The following is a 19,520-nucleotide window of genomic DNA, read 5'->3' on the forward strand; positions in this document are numbered from 1 at the left end:
GCCAGCGACATAATCGTTGGCTTTTGTTTTATATCGTGTTAATTATATTTGCAAAAACGAATATTATGGTCATCGGAGTACCTAAAGAAATAAAGACACTAGAAAATCGTGTAGGCCTTACTCCTGCGCATTGTGCAGACCTTGTAAAACTAGGTCATAAACTGCTGGTAGAAACAAAAGCCGGAGAGGGATCTGGATTTTTGGATGAGGAATACCAAAACGCCGGAGTTAGTATTTGTCAGGCTGAAGATGTCTATAGCGGAGCCGACCTGGTTGTAAAAGTCAAAGAACCTCTAGAAAAAGAATATTCTCTAATAAAAAAAGGACAGACAATTTTTACCTATTTTCATTTCGCATCCTCGCGACAGCTTACAGAAGCCATGATCAAATCAGGTGCTGTATGTATTTCATATGAAACAGTGGAAAAATCTGATCGATCATTACCATTATTGGTGCCCATGTCAGAAGTTGCAGGAAGAATGGCGGTTCAGAAGGGCGCAAATTATCTTGAAAAACATAACCAAGGAAGAGGTATTTTACTGGGAGGCGTCCCTGGTGTTAAACCTGCAAATGTGGTAATAATAGGGGCAGGTATCGTTGGAACAAATGCAGCGAAGATGGCTGCCGGATTGGGAGCTAATGTGACAATTATGGATATCAATGTTGCCAGATTAAGATACCTGGAAGACATTATGCCTGCTAATGTATATACATTATATAGCAGCCAAAGTAATGTCAACGAGGCTGTAAAAACCGCAGACCTAATTATTGGTGCAATCCTTGTTCCAGGCGCTAAAGCCCCCATATTAATTTCCAGGGATATGCTAAAAACAATGAAACCAGGAACGGTTCTCGTGGATGTAGCTGTAGATCAGGGTGGATGTATTGAAACCTGTAAACCAACTACACATGAAAATCCTACTTATGTTGTAGATGGTATTGTTCATTATTGTGTCGCTAATATGCCTGGAGCAGTTCCGTTTACATCTACCCTGGCTTTGACTAATGTTACATATCCGTATGTTTGTCAGATTGCTAGCAAAGGATGGCAAAAAGCCTGCAGGGAAAATGAGGAATTGAAAAAGGGATTAAATGTGGTGAACGGGCAAATCGTTTATAAGAAAATTTCAGAAGCATTTGAGTTACCCTATTCTGAGGTAGAGCATCATTTAAGCTAAACGAACAGAATAATCAGACAAATTATAAAATATCAAAAAGCATTTTTCCAGGAAGAATTCAATCTGAAATTTTTCCTGGTGCTTATCCTGTTTTTGGGAGCCAGTTTGGCTTTTAATTATAGCCTTGATTTTGAAAACTCCATTCTGGAAAAATATGCTGGCCAGAAAATATACAATGTTTACTTGTTTCTTTTTTATTCTGTACCATTGCTATTTCTGTCTCTTACTTATGCCTATTTTTATAACAGAAAGCTACATTTATATTCTGCATCATATTGGTTTACAATACTGTTTGTAATCCTGATATTAATTTTCAGCGAAACATCATTCTATTTGTATCGTGATTGGATCAGAACGGAAGTGCCATTTGAAGTCAGTCAGTTTATTTCTTCCTTTGTCACCGAATTTGTAAGCTCCTTCATTATAATCATTCCTATCCTCTGCTATTGGTATTGGGTAGACAGGAAAAACATTCCACTCTACGGATTTCAGAAAAACTCCCTGGAACTGACCCCCTATCTTCTTCTTCTGCTACTCATGTCTCCTTTTATATTCTGGGCTTCCTTTCAGCAGGACTTTCTGAATTATTACCCTGAATATAAACCAGGATTAGCGGAAAATTATCTTGGATGGCCCTATTGGGCCACATTTGGTATCCACGAAATCTTTTATGGAATGGGATTCTTATCTATTGAATTTTTGTTCAGAGGATTCCTGGTATTGGCAATGATCAAATATCTTGACAAAGGAGCTGTATTCATTATGGTTGCTTTATACTGCTACCTTCATTTTGGAAAACCGTTTGGAGAAGCTGTCGGATCTATATTCGGAGGTACTATTTTAGGAATAATTACATATTATAGCAGATCTATCTGGGGAGGATTATTGATTCACCTGGGTATTGCTTATCTGATGGATCTGTTTGCAATAATACAACACCTGTTAAAAAATCATTTCTAAAAAATGAATTTAACTCAATATAAAATACTTCTAAAAAGACTTGGACTCTTAACCCTAATTTATACACTTTGCAGGGTTTGCTTCTTTGTTTATAACTACTCATACTTCAAAGAAGCCTCTGCTTCTTCAGTGTTGGAAGCCTTTGTATCTGGTATACGATTTGACCTTTCCGTTATATTTATGGTCAATCTGCCATTTACGCTGCTATCACTTATTCCAGTTACATTCATTAGCAAATCCGGATACCAGAAATTTCTCAAAATTCTTTTCCTTGTTGTTAACCCCCCCCTGCTTTTCGTTAATCTCGTGGACATTGAGTTTTTCAGGTTTACCGGAAAAAGGTCCACATATGAACATCTCGCAGGCCTGCAAAAGGACATTTTGGATCAGGGACCACAGTTAGCCTTGAATTACTGGCCAGTTTTGCTTGCAGGAACAATTCTCATTGCAATTATCGCCTGGCTATATCCCAAATCCAAAAATGCGATGAACGTCAGGCTGAAACTATACATCGCAGCACCATTATTAATTAGCTTCCTTGCCTTAAATATTTTGATCATACGTGGAGGTTTACAATTAAAGCCTTTAAGACCTAATCATGCCTTTACTTTAAATCCTAATATTTTGGGAAATCTTGTATTAAATACTCCATTCTCCCTGATAGCAACATCCAATATTCAACCTGTTCAAAGAGTTCATTTCTTTTCTAATCAGTCAGAATTATTCAACCTTATCAGAAAAACTAAAGAAAAAAAAGCTGTTTCAACAAAAGCAAAAGAAAATGTAGTGATTCTGATCTGTGAAAGTTTTGGATCTGAATATACTGGACTTGGAAATAACTATAAAGGTTTTACCCCTTTTCTTGACTCTCTGGCCAACCAAGGTGTATGGATGAAAAATGCTTATGCCAACGGACGTACTTCCATCGAAGCACTACCAAGCATCCTGGCCTCCATACCATCTTTGATGACTGAGCCATATATAACATCGATATATCAGACTAATGAAGTTGTAGGACTTGGAAATATCCTTCAAAAAGAAGGTTATCATACAAGTTTTTTCCATGGTGGTAAAAATGGTACCATGGGATTTGACGTATTCGCCCAAAATGCAGGATTTGAAGAGTACTATGGGAAAAACGAATATCCGGATCAGGATAAAGATTTTGATGGCAACTGGGGAATATTTGATGAACCATTCCTTCAGTTTTTTGCTCATAAACTCAGTACATTTAAGCAACCCTTTGCTACAGGATTATTTACTTTAAGCTCCCATCCACCTTACACTATCCCAGAGCAATATAAAGGTAAATTTCCCAAAGGAGATCTGCCCATTCATGAATGTGTCGCTTATTCAGACAATTCAATCCGGAAGTTTTTTGAGACTGCTAAAAAACAACCCTGGTATTCCAATACTTTGTTTATTATCACTGCCGATCATACGCAAATGTCTTCACAACCGGAATATTCTAATGAGCTGGGAGCATTTGATGTACCATTGATTCTATTTCATCCTTCGAAAAAAATTACCGTTCCGGATGATGAAAAAATTTGTCAGCATGCAGATATCCTACCGACTATCCTTGACTTCCTGAATATAGAAAACCCTAAGAGCAATTATTTCGGCACATCAATATTCTCTGAAAAAGAAGAAGGTTATGCTTTAAACTTTTCCAACGGTTCCTATAATCTGATAAAAAAAGATTTGTACCTCTCTTTAAATCAGGAAAACCAATGCCAGTGTTTTAAAATAGATCCGCCCCGTAACATCACTCATTTACAGGAAGTACCCGAACAGAAAAAGCTTGAATCAGTATTAAAAGCTTATATACAATACTTTAACAATGGCCTGATCGACAATAATTGGTACAATAGTCAAAACCATTAAGGGGTTCTTCAGTTTTCAGGAAATGCAGGTAAGCCATTAACATAGCCTACCTCTTTTGTATCATGGTTAACACTACAGCAAAAAGTATTAATACCATTGGTTACAACAAAATAAGGGGCTTTCAGGACAAAGTTATATGTAGCAGCTTGTTTAAAAACAGCATCAGTAATTTTCACTTCCGGAGCTTTACATTCGATAAGAAGAAAAGGGATAGCTTCTCTGTTATAAACAACAATGTCTGACCTTTTCCGTAGCTTATTATAATTAAGTCCCGATTCACATTTAATTAAAGATTTAGGGTAATTAAACTGCGTAATCAGGAGATTAATAAAATGTTGCCTTACCCATTCTTCAGGAGTTAAAACAACATACTTTTTTCTTAGTATATCAAATATCCATGTTTTATTTTCGTAGTCTTTAACTTTAATATCAAACGAGGGGAGATTGAGGGGAATCATAAAAACAAATTTATCAAATTTTTTAATGCCATGAAAACAAAGGAAGAAATCGTAAAAGACTGGTTACCAAGATACACAGGTACTCCTATCTCTGAATTTGGGGAATATATTCTTCTTACAAACTTTATTAACTATGTTGAACTGTTCGCGGAGAAATTTAAGGTAGAGGTTCAAGGAAAAAACAGGGCTATGCAAACAGCCACTGCCAATAACATAACGATTATTAATTTTGGAATGGGAAGTGCTATGGCTGCAACTGTGATGGACTTACTTTCTGCAATTCCTCCAAAGGCTGTTTTATTTCTCGGAAAATGCGGAGGACTAAAAAAAACAAAAGTTGGTGACCTGATACTTCCAATTGCCGCCATACGCGGGGAAGGAACTTCAGACGATTACGCACCTCCTGAAGTTCCTGCTCTTCCTTCATTTCGCTTACAAAGAGCAGTTTCCAGTATGATAAAAAAACATGAACTGGATTATTGGACGGGGACAGTTTATACGACAAACAGAAGGGTTTGGGAACATGATGAGAAATTCAAACAATACCTGAGGGATATCCGCACAATGGGAATCGACATGGAAACAGCCACTATTTTTGTTGTTGGCTTTATAAATGGAATTCCTCACGGAGCTTTATTACTGGTTTCTGATAATCCAATGGACCCGGAAGGAGTTAAAACAGAAAAAAGTGACAAAACTGTTACTGAAAAATATGTAAAAAGACATCTCGAAATAGGTCTGGATTCGCTAACTGAGCTTGCCGGATCAGGAGAATCAGTCAAACATCTGATTTTTGAATAAAAAAGAGGGACTTCCATATGAGTCCCTCTTTTTTTTAATGCCTAATAAAGACCTTATCCTAAATCCTATTCCAAGAAAGAACTTTACCTTAATTGAAATCAAGCATTAAATTACATTTTCATATCCTGAATGATTTCGAACTTTCATGATTGTTTTACTTCTTCTGCAGGTAAGCGGAAAACATCCAGACCTGTTTCTCCTTCTGCTTAATATAATCACTCATCAAAGAGTTTGTCCCCTCATCTTCCGCCTCAGAAGCAATCTTCAATATTTTTCTTTCTTCTACCAATAGTATTTTGAAAGCCTGAAGTATCAAAGATACAGCTTCGGTTCCTTCAATTACATTCTTCGCTTCTTTAATTTCTGATTTCTTTTGGTAATCTGAAAAAGTATGTTCAGGTACAAAGCCTAATGTGAGAATTCTTTCAGCGATCTCATCTATTTTAAGCTGCACATCATTATACAATTCTTCAAATTTTGCATGCAATTCAAAAAACTTTTCACCTTTAATGTTCCAGTGAAATCCCCTTAGATTCATATAAAATAACTGATAGTTAGCTAAAAGAATATTTAATTCTTCTGAGAGGATTTGTGACTGTCTCAAATCCAGACCTATTAGGCTTGCTTTTTCCATAATTTCCAGGTTTTAATTATAAATCAAAAATAGAAAGCCCTGAGGAATAGAAAAAATCAATATTATCAATAAAGAAATAGATAAAACTTATTCATTTTACTGATAAGTGTCATTTTCCTAAAAGCCCTGGTTGTACTCTTTCCAGAAAAAAAACAGGATAATTTGAAACAAACTTGCTAGTAATTAATTTTATCTATAGACTTAATAGACTTATTCAGACAAGTATTGTAGGGCTTATCAGCAAATAAATCCCTGTATATGAATATTAAAACACCACAAATCAATTCTGGGAAAAAGATGGCTGCATTTATATTAATGTATGTGCTCTTTATATTTTTTGCTCAGGCATTGCTAAAACTAAAGCCTAATAAAGAAACATCTTTTCAACACATGAACAGTCCTAATTCAAGCATTATCAAAACCCTCCACGAATAAATCGCCTTCTGTTTTAAGTTAAACCACTCCATTATGAATAATTTATTGCTGACAATATCAATACCTATATTTTTACTGGCTATTGCTATTGAATATTTTTTATCAAAAAAGAAGAATGTGAAAGCTTTTACATTTAACAGTACCATATCAAATATAAGTATCGGTATTGCTGAACGCCTATCAAGCCTTGCCTTGACAGGAGTTTTCTATTCTATATTCAAAAACATTCACCAATACTTTGCCATTTTCACTATAAAAGAGACATTATTCACCTGGATATTACTCTTATTCTTAACAGATTTCATTTGGTATTGGTATCACCGATTCAGTCATGAAATAAATATTCTTTGGGCTGCTCACATAGTCCATCATCAAAGTGAAGAATTTAATCTGACGGTATCTGCAAGAATTACCGTTTTTCAGGCTCTTATAAGAAATGTATTCTGGTGCATACTGCCATTGATTGGATTTCCGGTTCACATGGTAATGATCATTCTCCTGATACATGCTGCCTATAGTTTCTTTACTCATACAAGAATGGTAGGTAAACTTGGTTTCCTTGAATACATTTTTGTAACTCCCTCCCACCACCGAGTGCACCATGCCTCCAATGTTAATTACCTGGATAAAAACTATGCTGATATTTTTATCTTCTGGGATAAACTCTTTGGAACATTTGCAGAAGAAAAAGAAGAGCCTCAATATGGACTTACTCAACCGCTGAACAGCAGAAGCTTTCTGTGGCAACATTTCCATCAACTGCTGGAATTATTAGAATCTATAAAGAATATGCCTGGTTTGAAACAAAAAATAAAGATTGCACTTGCTAAGCCTGAAACTATATCTCCTGACCTTCGACAACAACTGGAAAAGAAATTTCTTTCTGTAAAAAATGTCACTAATAATCAAAAGAGAGAAATTCAAAAAAAATATATAATGGGGCAGATAAGTTTGATCATACTACTGCTCACATTGCTTATTCCGCTATATAAAAATATAGCAGGAGAAATGGTATTTCAATTGAATGCATTAATCTTAATCACACTCATTAACTGCGGTGCAATCATGGAACAAAAAGCATGGATTTTTCACCTTGAATGCCTAAGATTTATTATTATTTCTGCAATTCTATCTTTTTATTTTCCAGACCCAGCACTTATCTCCATTCTACTAAATGTAATCCTCTTACTATGCTTTTTCTTCTCCGATTTCAAGAGAATGTTTCTGGTATTTATCTATGGAAAATTTTTCTATAAAAGATTAGTTGGGATGAGTAATAAGTTTTAAGAGAAAGTATTAAGGCCAAAGGTTGAATGTGACACTTTGAAAATACTTATATTTTCATTGTCAACTTCTAAGTCTTTTCTTTATACTTTCATACTTTGTCCTCTGCCTATCTCTGGAGAATAATCCACCTTTGAAAATCAGGAGTGAAAGCAGAAAGTAGTTAAGTACTTGGGGCATTAAGATCCATCTCCTTCAGTAGAAACCTTGTTTTTTTTCATCCCGAGGACCGAGAGCCCTGGTTTCTTTATGCCTCAAGCCTTCAGGGACTTAAAATGACAAAGAATATATACCCGTATTATTTAAAGTCACATTTCAGATTTTGAATCTTATATGCAAAGTTGATGGTCTTGCCACCGAGAAGAAAGATTTAGGAATGAATCTTTCTTAGACTTTCAAAAAAAAAGCCTGCTATTGTACAATGAATGGTATAATTAAGGAGTATTAAGCATTCTTTTTTCTACTCCATAAGTCACTGATCCATCTCAGTTTCTTCATACTTAAAATAAGTGAAGCTGGATTTTTATAAAAAAATATTAACCTTATAAAAGGCAAAGCCTGCTCCGTCTGAGGCAGGCTTTTATTAAAGAGAAAACAAGACTATTATTATTTATTCAAGGTCAGGATTTCTTTTTGCTTACTTAAGGTTTCAGTATCAAAATTCAAGAAGCCATAATCGTGATTGTATTTTTGCCCCTGATCTAATACCCAAGATAAGAAAAGTTTAATATTCTTATTATTATTATCTGAGTTATAAACTACATTTATATTTTCAACCGGCACTGAGGATATCTTTTCATTTTCAAGTCTTTCAATCACTTTATCAAGGTTATCAAATATCTTTTCATCGGCATCCAGCTTTCCATTGTTATTGAAATCCAGTGGGAGTACGGCAATTCCCTCAACAGTTTTTCTGGTTGAAAGGTCATAAATGAATCCAAGGTTATTGTAAGTTACCCCTGCCGTATCTTTTTTTACGGCATAGATAAGATATTTATCCTCACCGCTGATTCCTTTGCCCTTTATAGCAGATTGTTCATACCCGAAATGACTTGCAAAAGCTATTGGAGCACAGGATCTGCTTTCACGAGTATATAAATTCACCTCATATTTTGACTTTTTCTTTTTTTCTTCAAACTGCTCACTCTCATCTTCAAAAAACAATTCTTTATATTCCTTTTCCTTTAAGCCTTTCTCTGATATATTTTTTAAAGCCGGATTATTAATATTGGCTACAGGAAGTATCGCATATTTTCCCAGCACTACAGATTTTTCAGCTTGAGGAATCTCTTCCTTTTTTCTCTCATGAGAAACAATCTTCAGATCTGCTGTTTCATTTGCCTGAAGCTTAGAAACAACTTTTACATCTACCTCCGGATGGATTGCTTCAAATTCTTTAGCCCATTTCTCCAGGAGTGGGTAAGTAAACTTAGTACCTGTAATGACCAATTTTTCCTGGCTGATATTCTGTGCATTCAATGATGCCGATGCCAATAACACAAGAGCGGCATTTAGTAGTCTTTTCTTCATTTCTTTCTATGTTTTAAAGATGAATCATTAATGGAAAAATTAAATTCTTATTACTCTATAGAATTAATAGACAAATATAAAAATTGTTTAAATGCCCAAATAGAATTTAAAACTGAACTTGAGAAGAATACCTAAAATACTTTCTAGGAGCCTAAAAACAACCGCAAGGAATTAGTCCAGACTGTTTACAAAGCATGACATAATGCATTTCCAAAGCATTGTTAAAACCAAACCATTGTACTATTTTAACAAAATTCTGAATTAAACTTTGAATTACGTAAATTATACATTGGAAAAGTATAAAAAGTGGTTACAAAAACAGATGGAGACGTATGAAGTAGCACAGGTGATCGACCACACACTACTGATTTTCAACAATTTAAACAAGTTTAGTTTCCCGAATATGAGAATAACCTTACTCATTTTATTAATCATCCTTTCTAAAATGACTTTATTGAAAGGACAGGCAGTTGTTGTCAATCCTAATCCTATTACTGTACATATCAACTCTAATAATCCCCGAATTCCATTTCCTCAATTTCTTGATTATAAAGGTGGAAAAACCCTTGGCCGCGATAATGCTGATGGCATCACCGATATCGAAATGGAAAAGAATACAAGAGAGGCTTATCAGATTATGATGAATCGTGCGGTCTACGAAGGCACTACAGTTCAAGGGACTAAATACATTATTTTCAACCCTCCGGGATTGGGATCAACAGGACCAGAACCAGACTGTTCTGAAGGAGATGGTTATGCTTTACTAGCTGCTGCATATATGGCTGACAAGCCTACCTTTGATGGTATTTACATGTACATCCATGATCATAAAGGCAGTGTGGTAGAAATGTTTTCTCAATGCGGTGTCATAAGAAACCCGAACTATAGATATGGAATCGGAACTCAAGGCTGGAGACCTGGCACTGCAGATGCTGATAAAGATGCTGCTGCAGATGGAGATTTTGATATTGCTATGGGATTGCTTGTTGCGTACCGTCAGTGGCCAACTCTGGGAATTAAAGATGATTGCGGAAGGACAAGAACTTATAAAGAATTATTGACAAAATATCTTAAAACTATCAGTGATACAATTTTCTATAACGATGGCAGCTGGACTTGTAATCCCTCCTGGTGTCCTAATGGACCGGATCCAAGGGTTGATGCTACAGGTGCCAATGGTTACTACTCCGGAGATATTGGTTTTGACGGTTACGTAAAAAGTGGTAATACCTGGGGAGAGATGACTACTTGGGCAACACCAACAGGCCCCGGGAATAATCCACAAAAAGGATATCTCTTTAATGGAAAGGTTATACATCCCAGAAGCATGTATGTCACATCCAAATGGCTGGATTATATCGCTCCCTCCTATTTCAGAGCTTTTGCAGAATTTCTCGAAGAAGAAGATGCTGTCGCACATAATTGGAATATTAATCAGTTTCGAAGAGCTGAAGCTTCATCTGACTGGATCATGGGTCAAATATATGCACAAGGAAAATTACCAACAGGTGGAAACATAAGTCAAATTGGTCCTCCCCCTACCAACTCCATAAGCTTCAATGATGCTAATTTTGCAGAAGATGCACGAAATCCTTGGAGGACCATTGTAAATTATGTTTGGAATGGTAATCCTACTACCACATGGAATCCAGTATTGCACGAACCACAACCAGGTGGAAATACTTTTGAATATGACAATGCTATAAGAGTAGGAAATTATAGCAAGCTTCGGAATAAGGGTTGCCATAAACTAGGTAATGACCCAACTGATTTGAAATTCGTAGGACCAGCAATAATAACCAATGAAATCCCTATGGATCCTGCAGGTTTACTCCCTGTTAATGTTGGTAATCACATCAATTACAATCTTGGATCATTTTCCCCTGCTATCGTAGCATACCATAAAGATCAAAATAATGCTGAAAGCAAAGATCTAATTGCTGACTGGTATAGACAGTTAACCTTAATGTGGGATGCAGATATGGTAACTTCTCCTGTTCCTGATAACAGATATATAAAAAGTATACCTAAATATTTCCACGAATGGTTCAGAGTATTAGGTTTACTAACTGTAACAGGAAATTACTATGCTCCATCGCTAATGGCGAAGCCGGATGCTAAAGCCAACCTTAAAGTCTATCTTGCCAATAATAAAACAGTAGCATCAGGCCCAAGAGTTGTAAATGGAATAACAGTCACTCCGGGAGATGAAATAACATACACCATCAGCTATAGAAACTTTTCCATTTTACAAGCTGAGAATGTTGTAATAACCTATCCTCTACCTCCTGAAGTAGAGTTTATTTCAGCAATCGGAGGAACAAATAGCGGAGGAGTAATCACATGGAATATTGGAAGTATTCCAGGATATACTTCAACAGGAGAAACCGGAGATGATTGGAAAACCTTTAATCCAAAATCTTATCCAACCTATGGAGAAGTAAAGTTTAAGGTAAGAGTGAAAGCTGGTTATGAAAACACCATTATATGTAATCAGGCTACTATCACTGCAAGCAACAGTGAGCCTCATACGAGTAATGAATTTCCAAACAACGAAACTGCTACATTTGAGAAAAACTGTGTAAATATCATTTCAAGGTCGTTGTCAATTGCCAAGGTCGCTGATAGAAATATAGCTGCAAACGGAGATATTATTAACTATACACTTCGCTTTAGCAACTCATCCCAGAACGGATGGTTAAACGGTGGTCGTCCGGATGTGAGAGTGACATACTCTTATGGACTTTCAGGGCCAAATGCCGGAAACCACTATTTCAGAGTACTTCATGGAGCTCAAGAACCGTATATTAATCCAGGTAATTACAGAATATCTTATTTCCTGAATGATGCTGCAAGAATAGGTATTTACGACCCTGTTACCAATATCAACGGTTGGGATCTGAAGGTCACAATTCTGGAAGGTGGCGATCCTAATAAAGTCAAGTTTACTTCTGAACAATATACATTTGGAGAAGACGCGAAAGGAAAATGGAATCAACGTTTGATCATGCGTTTTCCGGATACTCTTATGGCAACTTCACAACATACCAATATGTTCTTTGCTAAAGCAGGAGAACCAAACGAAGTACTTTTTGTCCATAAAGGTATTGCTGCACCATTTAGAATGGCTATTCAGTTTCAGGCCAAAGGAGGAAGTTCTGCTTGTGGTACTGTACCGGTAGGCCCTTTAATGGCAGATGACTGGTCTTTTGATAATACTCTGGATGTAGGTACAAATGACAAACATCTCTACTTTCCTATAACACCCGGATGGTTTGATTACCAGAGTACATATAATGCTGCTCTTTCCACAACTATTAATGAAGTTCACGTGGATGCCTGTGAACCCAATTACAATAAAAACTTTGATCGTTTATTGGTTGAAGAATGGGATGGTTATGTATGGAGAAGAATCTTAGGAAGAGGACCTGTTCCTGGTATGGAAATGCAAAACGTATGTGTTACAGATACATTACCAGCTGATCTGGAATGGCAGGGATTCACTGAATCAGAGGCACTCGGAATTAAAGCTACATACAATCCATCTACCAGAGTCATCAGCTGGTGCACTCCTTCTATGCTGCCGGGAGCATCAGGAATGATTAAATATTCCGCTAAAGCAAAAAGCGATTGCAGTGCCGACATTCTGGTTGACAATAAAGCATGGATTCAGTCTTCTTCACAAGCACCAATAGACTCTTCATTTAAGGTATTGGTGACATGTAAACCGATTCCACCTCTAAATCCGATTGCCAGTACCATAAAGAAAAGCTCACCTGCTGAAGGTTATGATATAAATGAAATTATTCCTTATACTGTATCATTCAAGCAGACACAAGGTACTATTGCCAACCCTGCTTTGCCATCTTCTGCTGACTGGACATCGCATTGTGGTGAACCTTTAATGGATTTTACAAATACGAAAAATCCGGGAGGCACTCCTAAACTTGCTACCTATGATTACTCTCATGGTAAAAATGGAACACTTATTACTAAAATAAAACCTGAACTTGCTCAACCATTCTCGCTTATATTCAGACATAATGGAGGAACACCAGTTTGTTCAGGAAATCCCTTGAAAGGACTGATGCTTACATTTGTGAATAACTCTTGTTCTCAGCTTGCCATCAAGTTATTCCAAAATGGTACACTATTGGGTTCCAAAGTAGATATCTCCTATCCTTCACCTAATGATACATTAACAATTAAGGCCGAACTTATAGATAACAAACTCTCGGTCTGGATCAATAATTTTAATGCTCTGCCATATGAGTTTGACAACATCACTTATATGAATGCCGGATATGTTGGTTTTTATAATTCCAATGAAGCTACTTCAGGATCAGGAAATCCTTCTCATAAATTATTATATTGGAATACACATTTTGACTCAGCATTTGAAGTCTCTTTGACAGATCCCCTTGCATCAAATGTGACTTATACAGCTTCATCTATAACTAAACTTTTCTCTTCTCCAGGATTAACGACGTCTCAACCTGTTCCTGTTTATAACAGTGCAACAAATACAATTGAATGGGTTCTTAAAACAGGCAAAACGCCCATGCTATTTGGAGATTCTGTAGCATTCAGTTTTTCTGTCAAACTAAACACCTGTCCTAATGGCTTTGTAAATAATATAGTCTTCGCTAATATGATGGGAGTCCCCACTAATTATTTCGGAGCACAGGAAGTCGACAAATGCGGAACTGTTCTTCCTGTAGATTTTCTCTCATTCACTGCATCCAAAGTTGATGGCGGGGCATTGCTCAAATGGTCTGTGATTAATCAGATTGACAACAGAGGATTTTACATTGAAAAAGCTATTGATGGTATCAATTTCAACTCAATTGGTTTTATACCTTCAACCACAGCATCTGGTTCAACTTATACATTTGTTGATAAGGAATTTCTAAATATCGCTTATTACAGACTACAACAAGTTGACAATAATGGCCAGTTTAAGTACAGTCAGATCAGATGGGTAAGCGAAGAATCTCTGCTGGTAAAAATTTACCCGAACCCTTCTCTTGATGCATTTAATCTGCAGATTAACGGTTTAGAAAAGTTCCGTTTAGCAGCATACTCCTCAACAGGACAGGAACTGGAACAAATTGATAACCTGGCCACAGGAAGCACTTTAATAGGGAGTAACTGGGCAAAAGGAGTTTATACTTTAAAACTGATATCAGATAATGCAGTCTACGTTTATAAACTCGTAAAAGAGTAGATATTTATTTATCTATAATAAAGGTCTTTAAACTTGCGTTTAAAGACCTTTTTATTTATACCTAATTATAACTGAGGTTTAATACTAATTTTCTATATTTATAACGCCTTATTAATCAATCTGACTCCATTCAACCTAATATTATTATTCTGATATGGTAAAATACTTTTTGCATCTAATACTTTTCTTTGTTTTCATGAGCTCATGCAATACTGAAAAAAGGAGACCGGAACGTGTCGATAAATTTGTTAAAGTCGCTAATACGGGCTTTTACGTGAATGGGAAGCCCTACTATTTTCTGGGTACAAACTTTTGGTATGGGATAAATCTAGGATCAGAAAAAGGGGGCCAGAAAACTCGTCTTATCAGGGAATTGGATCGACTTGAAAATTTAGGAATTACCAATCTACGGATTGTGGGTTTAAGTGAAGGCCCGGATAACCACCCATATAGAATGCTTCCTGCTGTCCAAAACGCTCCCGGGAAGTTTGACGAGGATCTTTTAACAGGCCTTGACTTTTTACTTTCTGAAATGGGCAAAAGAAAGATGTATGCGGTAGTATGTTTAGGAAACTTCTGGCCATGGTCCGGCGGATGGGGTCAATATATGCTTTGGAGTAAATCAGCAGATAGTATCCCTTACCCTCCTCCGCACCCTGGAGGGGACTGGGACAGGTATCAGAAATTCTCTGCAAGATTTTATTCAGATTCCTCAGCAGTTCAAATGTATTATAATGCAGTTAAAAAAATTGTAACAAGAGAAAATTCAATTACAAAAATCAACTACAAAGACGATCCAACTATTATGGCCTGGCAATTGTGCAATGAGCCAAGAGGAATGGACAACCAAAAGCAATACAATAAGTGGATAGACTATTCTGCGGCCCTCATAAAACAATGGGATCCTAATCATTTAGTCAGTGCAGGAACAGAAGGATACACATCTGCACCAGAATATGCAGGTGTCGATGTAAATGATAATAACAATGGACCAAACATAGATTATGTCACCTGCCATATCTGGGTTGAAAATTGGGGATGGTACGATCCAAAGAAAGCAGATCTAACTTACGATTCTGCAGTTCATAAAATGGAACATTATCTGAAGCTTCATGTCGATGCAGCTAGGAAATTAGGAAAACCACTAGTAATTGAAGAATTTGGTCTTGCGAGAAATGGTGGAGATTTTTCACCAACTTCATCTACAACAGTAAGAGATAATTACTATTCGAAAATATTTCAAGATGCTTACAACTATGCTTCATTAAGCTCACCTGTAGCAGGTGTAAATTTCTGGGCTTGGTCTGGGGAAGGCAGACCAAGGGTTCCAGGTTCCATATGGAAAAAAGGTGATCCCTTTACAGGAGACCCCCCTCACGAACTCCAAGGTTGGTATTCTGTTTATGATACTGACACTTCTACTCAAATGGTGATTAAGAAATTTGCAGAAAAGATGAATTCATTAGACTAGAAGATATATTCAAAAGATTGTACTTCCTATTTATCATTCACTAAATAGGAAGTATAATTGAAAGGATCGAAATAAGTATTTTAATTTTTTCATTAAGATATGAAGTTTATGAAAAGCATTTCATCAACATAAAAAACCTTAAACCTTTATAAAATACTTTTTTACATTTTATTTATTTTCGTTTCCTTACTTTTCATTACACCAGAGTGACATTCCTCACTTTTTTTCATAATTATTATCATGAGTAAGTTCTGCAGGAGGATTCATTTTTACACAAATTTACTAATAATGAAAACCATATTACTCCCCACAGATTTCTCTAAAGCTTCGGAAAAAGCAATGGAGTATGCCATCCTTATCGCCCAAAGAAACAATGCCCGAATTGTAGTTGCACATGCTTACCTGCTACCAGTATTCAGTTCTATCTTAGCTCCTTCCGTCATGGATTGTATGATAGAAGAAGTTGTACAAAAAACTGATTCCAAACTTATTTCCATTTGCAAAAAAATATCATCGCATTTTTCAGATTCCGGTAAACAGCTTGAATGCGAATATGTATCTGCTTATTCTGTTCCTGAAACGGAAATTAAGAATGTTGCGCACCTTAAAAAACCTGATCTGATCATAATGGGAACCAATTCAAGAGACAATTTACAAGCCTTTCTCAGGAGTACTACTTCAAGAATTATAGATACTGTCAGCTTCCCTCTCCTTATTGTCCATGAAAACACAATTGTGGCTCCGATTGAAAAAATCCATATGGCAATAGAGAATATCACCAAAGACGCTGTGGAAGCGTCTCAATTAATTAATCTGGCTTCGTCCTTTAAAGCTTCTATTACACTTTTGCATGTAAAGCCAAATAATAAAGTTAATGAATCCAAAGGAAATTTTCTCTTTGCCGATTTTATCAAAAACTTCATTGATTATTCGAGTATCAAACTTAAAACCTGCATCTCTAACAATGTTGAAGAAGGGTTGAAAACTTCACTCTCAGAAGACAGTTCGGATCTCCTTGTATTAATAAAATATAGCCGTAAATGGCTTGATGAACTATTTCATAAAAGTATTATAAGGGCTTTTATAAAAAAAGGAGATCTGCCCATACTAATCCTCCACAGAACCTGAGAATATTGATTCCCAGATATCTAAATAAAAAACAAGAAGACTTGATTTCACAACTGCTACTGTATTGATATAGTATTTAAATTAGGATTAACTAACCGAATATTCTTAATTTACAAACTGAAGTTCCATAATTATTTAAATGAATACTATATCAAGGCAGGAAATTGATCTGAGTACCTATAAACGCAGGGGAATGTTTGAAATCTTTTCTAGAAAGCTTATTCCATTCGTCAGCACATCAAGCAATGTCGATATTACAAGGTTCCGAAAGAAAGTGAAAGAAAATAACCTTCGCTTTTTTGCCAGTATCTGTTTTGCATTGACCAAAGTGGTGAATGAAATACCTCAGTTCAGGCACAGAATCATAGACAATAAGCTTTACGAATATACCAGCATTGATCCAGGCTACACGGTTCTTCTTCCTGACTCTGAATTTTCATTCTGTTCAACCAGACATTCCGCAGATTTTCCTACTTTCTATGAAAATATACTAAAGGATATGGAGGAAGTCTTATCAGACAAGAATGAATCCAACGGAGATAACAATCATCAGTTCTACATCACAAGTGTGCCCTGGTTTTCGTTCACATCCCTGACACATCCTTATGATCCTGTTAATGGAACAATACCAATTATAGCCCTGGGCAAATACTTTGAAGAAAACGGAGTTTATAAGATACCTGTTGGACTTCAGATACATCATGGAATTATGGATGGGTATCATATGGGATTGTTTTATGAGAACCTGCAGAAGGAACTTGATCTGTCGGACTGGCTCTGAACTTTTATAAAATTTACAAAACTAAAATGGACAAATTTTGCAATTGCAGATTTGTCCATTTTAGTTTTATATCTGACTTTCCTGATTTTAACCTTATCCAACCTTCAAAGCTTCAAAATCTTTTCAACACGTACTAATTGGTTTTTAAATGTCTCCAGACGAACTATATAAAGCCCTGGAATAAGGAATGATAACTGGACTTTCCCTTCATCCAAACCACTCCATCGATCTTGATAAACTATATTACCTGTTATATCTACTATTGTGATTTGCAAATCTTCTGAAGGTTCAGAAATAATCAAAATATCCTGAACAGGATTAGGAGACATTGAAACACTTTTTAGCTCAGAGGATAATAATGCCTCTCTTTCTTTTGAATAAAAAGCTGTAGGTAATGAACCAGTATATTCTACAGAACCTATATCAATACGTCCATAAAACGGTCTTGGATTACCAAGCTGATCTACCTTAAGATGACTCAAAGGATCTCCATTATTAATTGCCGGACTATTCTGAAGGGGTTCATATGCAACACCAGGGAAACTGCCATTACCATAAATAACTATTTGAATGAGTGGATCCAAAGGGATTACCGAAGTACCATAAATATTTGTACAAGAGGTAAGATTAAAATCATTGATCACACCAATTAAATTATAGCCTTTGTCTTTTATTAACCCAGAAGTATAGCCATCCTGGCCTTTAATAATTGCTGTATTTTGGGCAACAATTGTAGAATTGATAGTGAGTTTACCAACGCTTGCTATTCCTCCTCCAATAGTTGCTGAATTTTCTGAAATTGTGGCATTAACTAAATCTATCTTACCAGCATTGAACACCCCTCCTCCCAGCACATAACTGCCAGGATTTAGTAAATTGGCGCTAACTGTACTATTCACCAAGGAGAATGATCCATTTTGTGCATTTGAAATACCAATCCCTTCACAATCTTTAACAGAGTAACAATTATAAACTGAGCTCTGACTCATGGTAATTATACCTTCATTATAAATACCTGCCCCTTTAGAAACAGGAGCGTCTGTACCGCTTGAAGAAAAATAAGATCTTTCCAAGCTAACCCTTCCTGTATTATATAAACTCCCTCCCTTTGCTACGGAAAATCCCGTAGCAGTATTAAATGCAAAATAAGTATCAATTACAGATAAACTTCCTTCATTATAGATGGCCGCACCTTTAGCTGCAGTATTAGCGATAGTTTGATCCGTAATCCAGCAATCTTTAATGGTAACCATTCCTTTGTTGAATATTGCTCCACCATCACCATTAAAATTCGGCTTACTCGAAATATTTCCAACGGAAAAATTTTGTACCAGCCATAAATTAACAAGTGTTAGTTTTCTTCCAGGCAAAATATAGAAGATCCTGGAAAAATTAAATGATGTTATTTTAACTTTTAGATTGTTAGTCACATTATCAAGTCCTACAATTGTGATGTTTTTATCTATTACAATTTGACCTGTTGTAAGAAGGAAAAGATAACTATCATTATTAAGAGAGGGATTAAACTTTATAATGTCTCCATTTCGGGCTATTTTAACTGCAGTTCTCAATGATCCCGGACCGGAATCAGTAGTATCCTGAACAAAGATAACAGCTGCTGAGGAGTTATTTATCAAAATAAATTTGAAAAGAACTCCAATAAAATATAGAGTGATTTTTTTCATGTTATTATGATTTAGTTATAAATAAGGAAACCTACCAAAAGGAATGCAATACCCCAGAATT

Annotated in this window: 14 protein-coding genes; 10 read left to right on the forward strand and 4 right to left on the reverse strand. The window is 36.0% G+C overall.

Features of this window, described 5'->3' with window-relative positions:
* The first annotated feature begins 65 nt into the window (after positions 1 to 65).
* From ald to MYP_RS10360, 3 genes are all read left to right on the forward strand, one after another.
* The gene (gene ald, locus MYP_RS10350) at positions 66 to 1,178 is read left to right on the forward strand and encodes an alanine dehydrogenase (protein ID WP_045462735.1); all 1,113 of its coding nucleotides are present in this window, start codon (positions 66 to 68) and stop codon (positions 1,176 to 1,178) included.
* A gap of 78 nt (positions 1,179 to 1,256) precedes the next feature.
* Positions 1,257 to 2,138: a CPBP family intramembrane glutamic endopeptidase gene (locus MYP_RS24955; protein WP_156140494.1), complete on the forward strand. Its 882-nt coding sequence runs from the start codon at positions 1,257 to 1,259 to the stop codon at positions 2,136 to 2,138.
* Positions 2,139 to 2,141: 3 nt separating this feature from the next.
* A complete protein-coding gene (locus MYP_RS10360) occupies positions 2,142 to 4,025 on the forward strand; it encodes an LTA synthase family protein (RefSeq protein ID WP_045462738.1) in 1,884 nt (627 codons plus the stop codon).
* An 8-nt stretch (positions 4,026 to 4,033) separates the two neighbouring features.
* On the opposite strand, the gene MYP_RS10365 is transcribed toward MYP_RS10360, so the two are convergent.
* The gene (locus tag MYP_RS10365; RefSeq protein ID WP_045462741.1) at positions 4,034 to 4,483 is read right to left on the reverse strand and encodes a type I restriction enzyme HsdR N-terminal domain-containing protein; all 450 of its coding nucleotides are present in this window, start codon (positions 4,481 to 4,483) and stop codon (positions 4,034 to 4,036) included.
* Between the two features lie 30 nt (positions 4,484 to 4,513).
* On the opposite strand from MYP_RS10365, the gene MYP_RS10370 reads away from it, so the two are divergent.
* Entirely contained in the window at positions 4,514 to 5,284 is a 771-nt protein-coding gene (locus MYP_RS10370) for an AMP nucleosidase (protein ID WP_045462743.1), read from the forward strand.
* A 154-nt stretch (positions 5,285 to 5,438) separates the two neighbouring features.
* Here the strand turns inward: MYP_RS10370 and MYP_RS10375 are convergent, their stop codons facing one another.
* A complete protein-coding gene (locus MYP_RS10375; RefSeq protein ID WP_045462746.1) occupies positions 5,439 to 5,918 on the reverse strand; it encodes a Dps family protein in 480 nt (159 codons plus the stop codon).
* A gap of 258 nt (positions 5,919 to 6,176) precedes the next feature.
* Here MYP_RS10375 and MYP_RS26080 point away from each other — a divergent pair, with 258 nt between their 5' ends.
* Together MYP_RS26080 and MYP_RS10380 are read left to right on the forward strand one after the other, a co-directional pair.
* On the forward strand, positions 6,177 to 6,353 hold the full coding sequence (locus MYP_RS26080; RefSeq protein WP_156140496.1) for a hypothetical protein: 177 nt from the start codon (positions 6,177 to 6,179) through the stop codon (positions 6,351 to 6,353).
* Between the two features lie 33 nt (positions 6,354 to 6,386).
* Positions 6,387 to 7,640, forward strand: coding sequence for a sterol desaturase family protein (locus MYP_RS10380; RefSeq protein WP_045462748.1), 1,254 nt, complete (start codon positions 6,387 to 6,389; stop codon positions 7,638 to 7,640).
* A 603-nt stretch (positions 7,641 to 8,243) separates the two neighbouring features.
* Here the strand turns inward: MYP_RS10380 and MYP_RS10385 are convergent.
* Entirely contained in the window at positions 8,244 to 9,167 is a 924-nt protein-coding gene (locus MYP_RS10385) for a hypothetical protein (protein WP_045462750.1), read from the reverse strand.
* 289 nt (positions 9,168 to 9,456) lie between these two features.
* Here MYP_RS10385 and MYP_RS10390 point away from each other — a divergent pair, with 289 nt between their 5' ends.
* From MYP_RS10390 to MYP_RS10405, 4 genes are all read left to right on the forward strand, one after another.
* A complete protein-coding gene (locus tag MYP_RS10390) occupies positions 9,457 to 14,394 on the forward strand; it encodes a glycosyl hydrolase family 8 (RefSeq protein WP_156140498.1) in 4,938 nt (1,645 codons plus the stop codon).
* A gap of 154 nt (positions 14,395 to 14,548) precedes the next feature.
* Positions 14,549 to 15,865, forward strand: a complete 1,317-nt coding sequence (locus tag MYP_RS10395) for a glycoside hydrolase 5 family protein (RefSeq protein ID WP_045462754.1) — start codon at positions 14,549 to 14,551, stop codon at positions 15,863 to 15,865.
* A gap of 288 nt (positions 15,866 to 16,153) precedes the next feature.
* A complete protein-coding gene (locus MYP_RS10400) occupies positions 16,154 to 16,993 on the forward strand; it encodes a universal stress protein (protein ID WP_045462756.1) in 840 nt (279 codons plus the stop codon).
* A gap of 139 nt (positions 16,994 to 17,132) precedes the next feature.
* Positions 17,133 to 17,774, forward strand: coding sequence for a chloramphenicol acetyltransferase (locus MYP_RS10405; protein ID WP_045462757.1), 642 nt, complete (start codon positions 17,133 to 17,135; stop codon positions 17,772 to 17,774).
* 104 nt (positions 17,775 to 17,878) lie between these two features.
* On the opposite strand, the gene MYP_RS10410 is transcribed toward MYP_RS10405, so the two are convergent.
* Positions 17,879 to 19,459: a choice-of-anchor Q domain-containing protein gene (locus tag MYP_RS10410; protein ID WP_045462759.1), complete on the reverse strand. Its 1,581-nt coding sequence runs from the start codon at positions 19,457 to 19,459 to the stop codon at positions 17,879 to 17,881.
* Positions 19,460 to 19,520: the final 61 nt, after the last annotated feature.

Source organism: Sporocytophaga myxococcoides (genome assembly GCF_000775915.1).
Classification (GTDB): Bacteria; Bacteroidota; Bacteroidia; order Cytophagales; family Cytophagaceae; genus Sporocytophaga; species Sporocytophaga myxococcoides_A.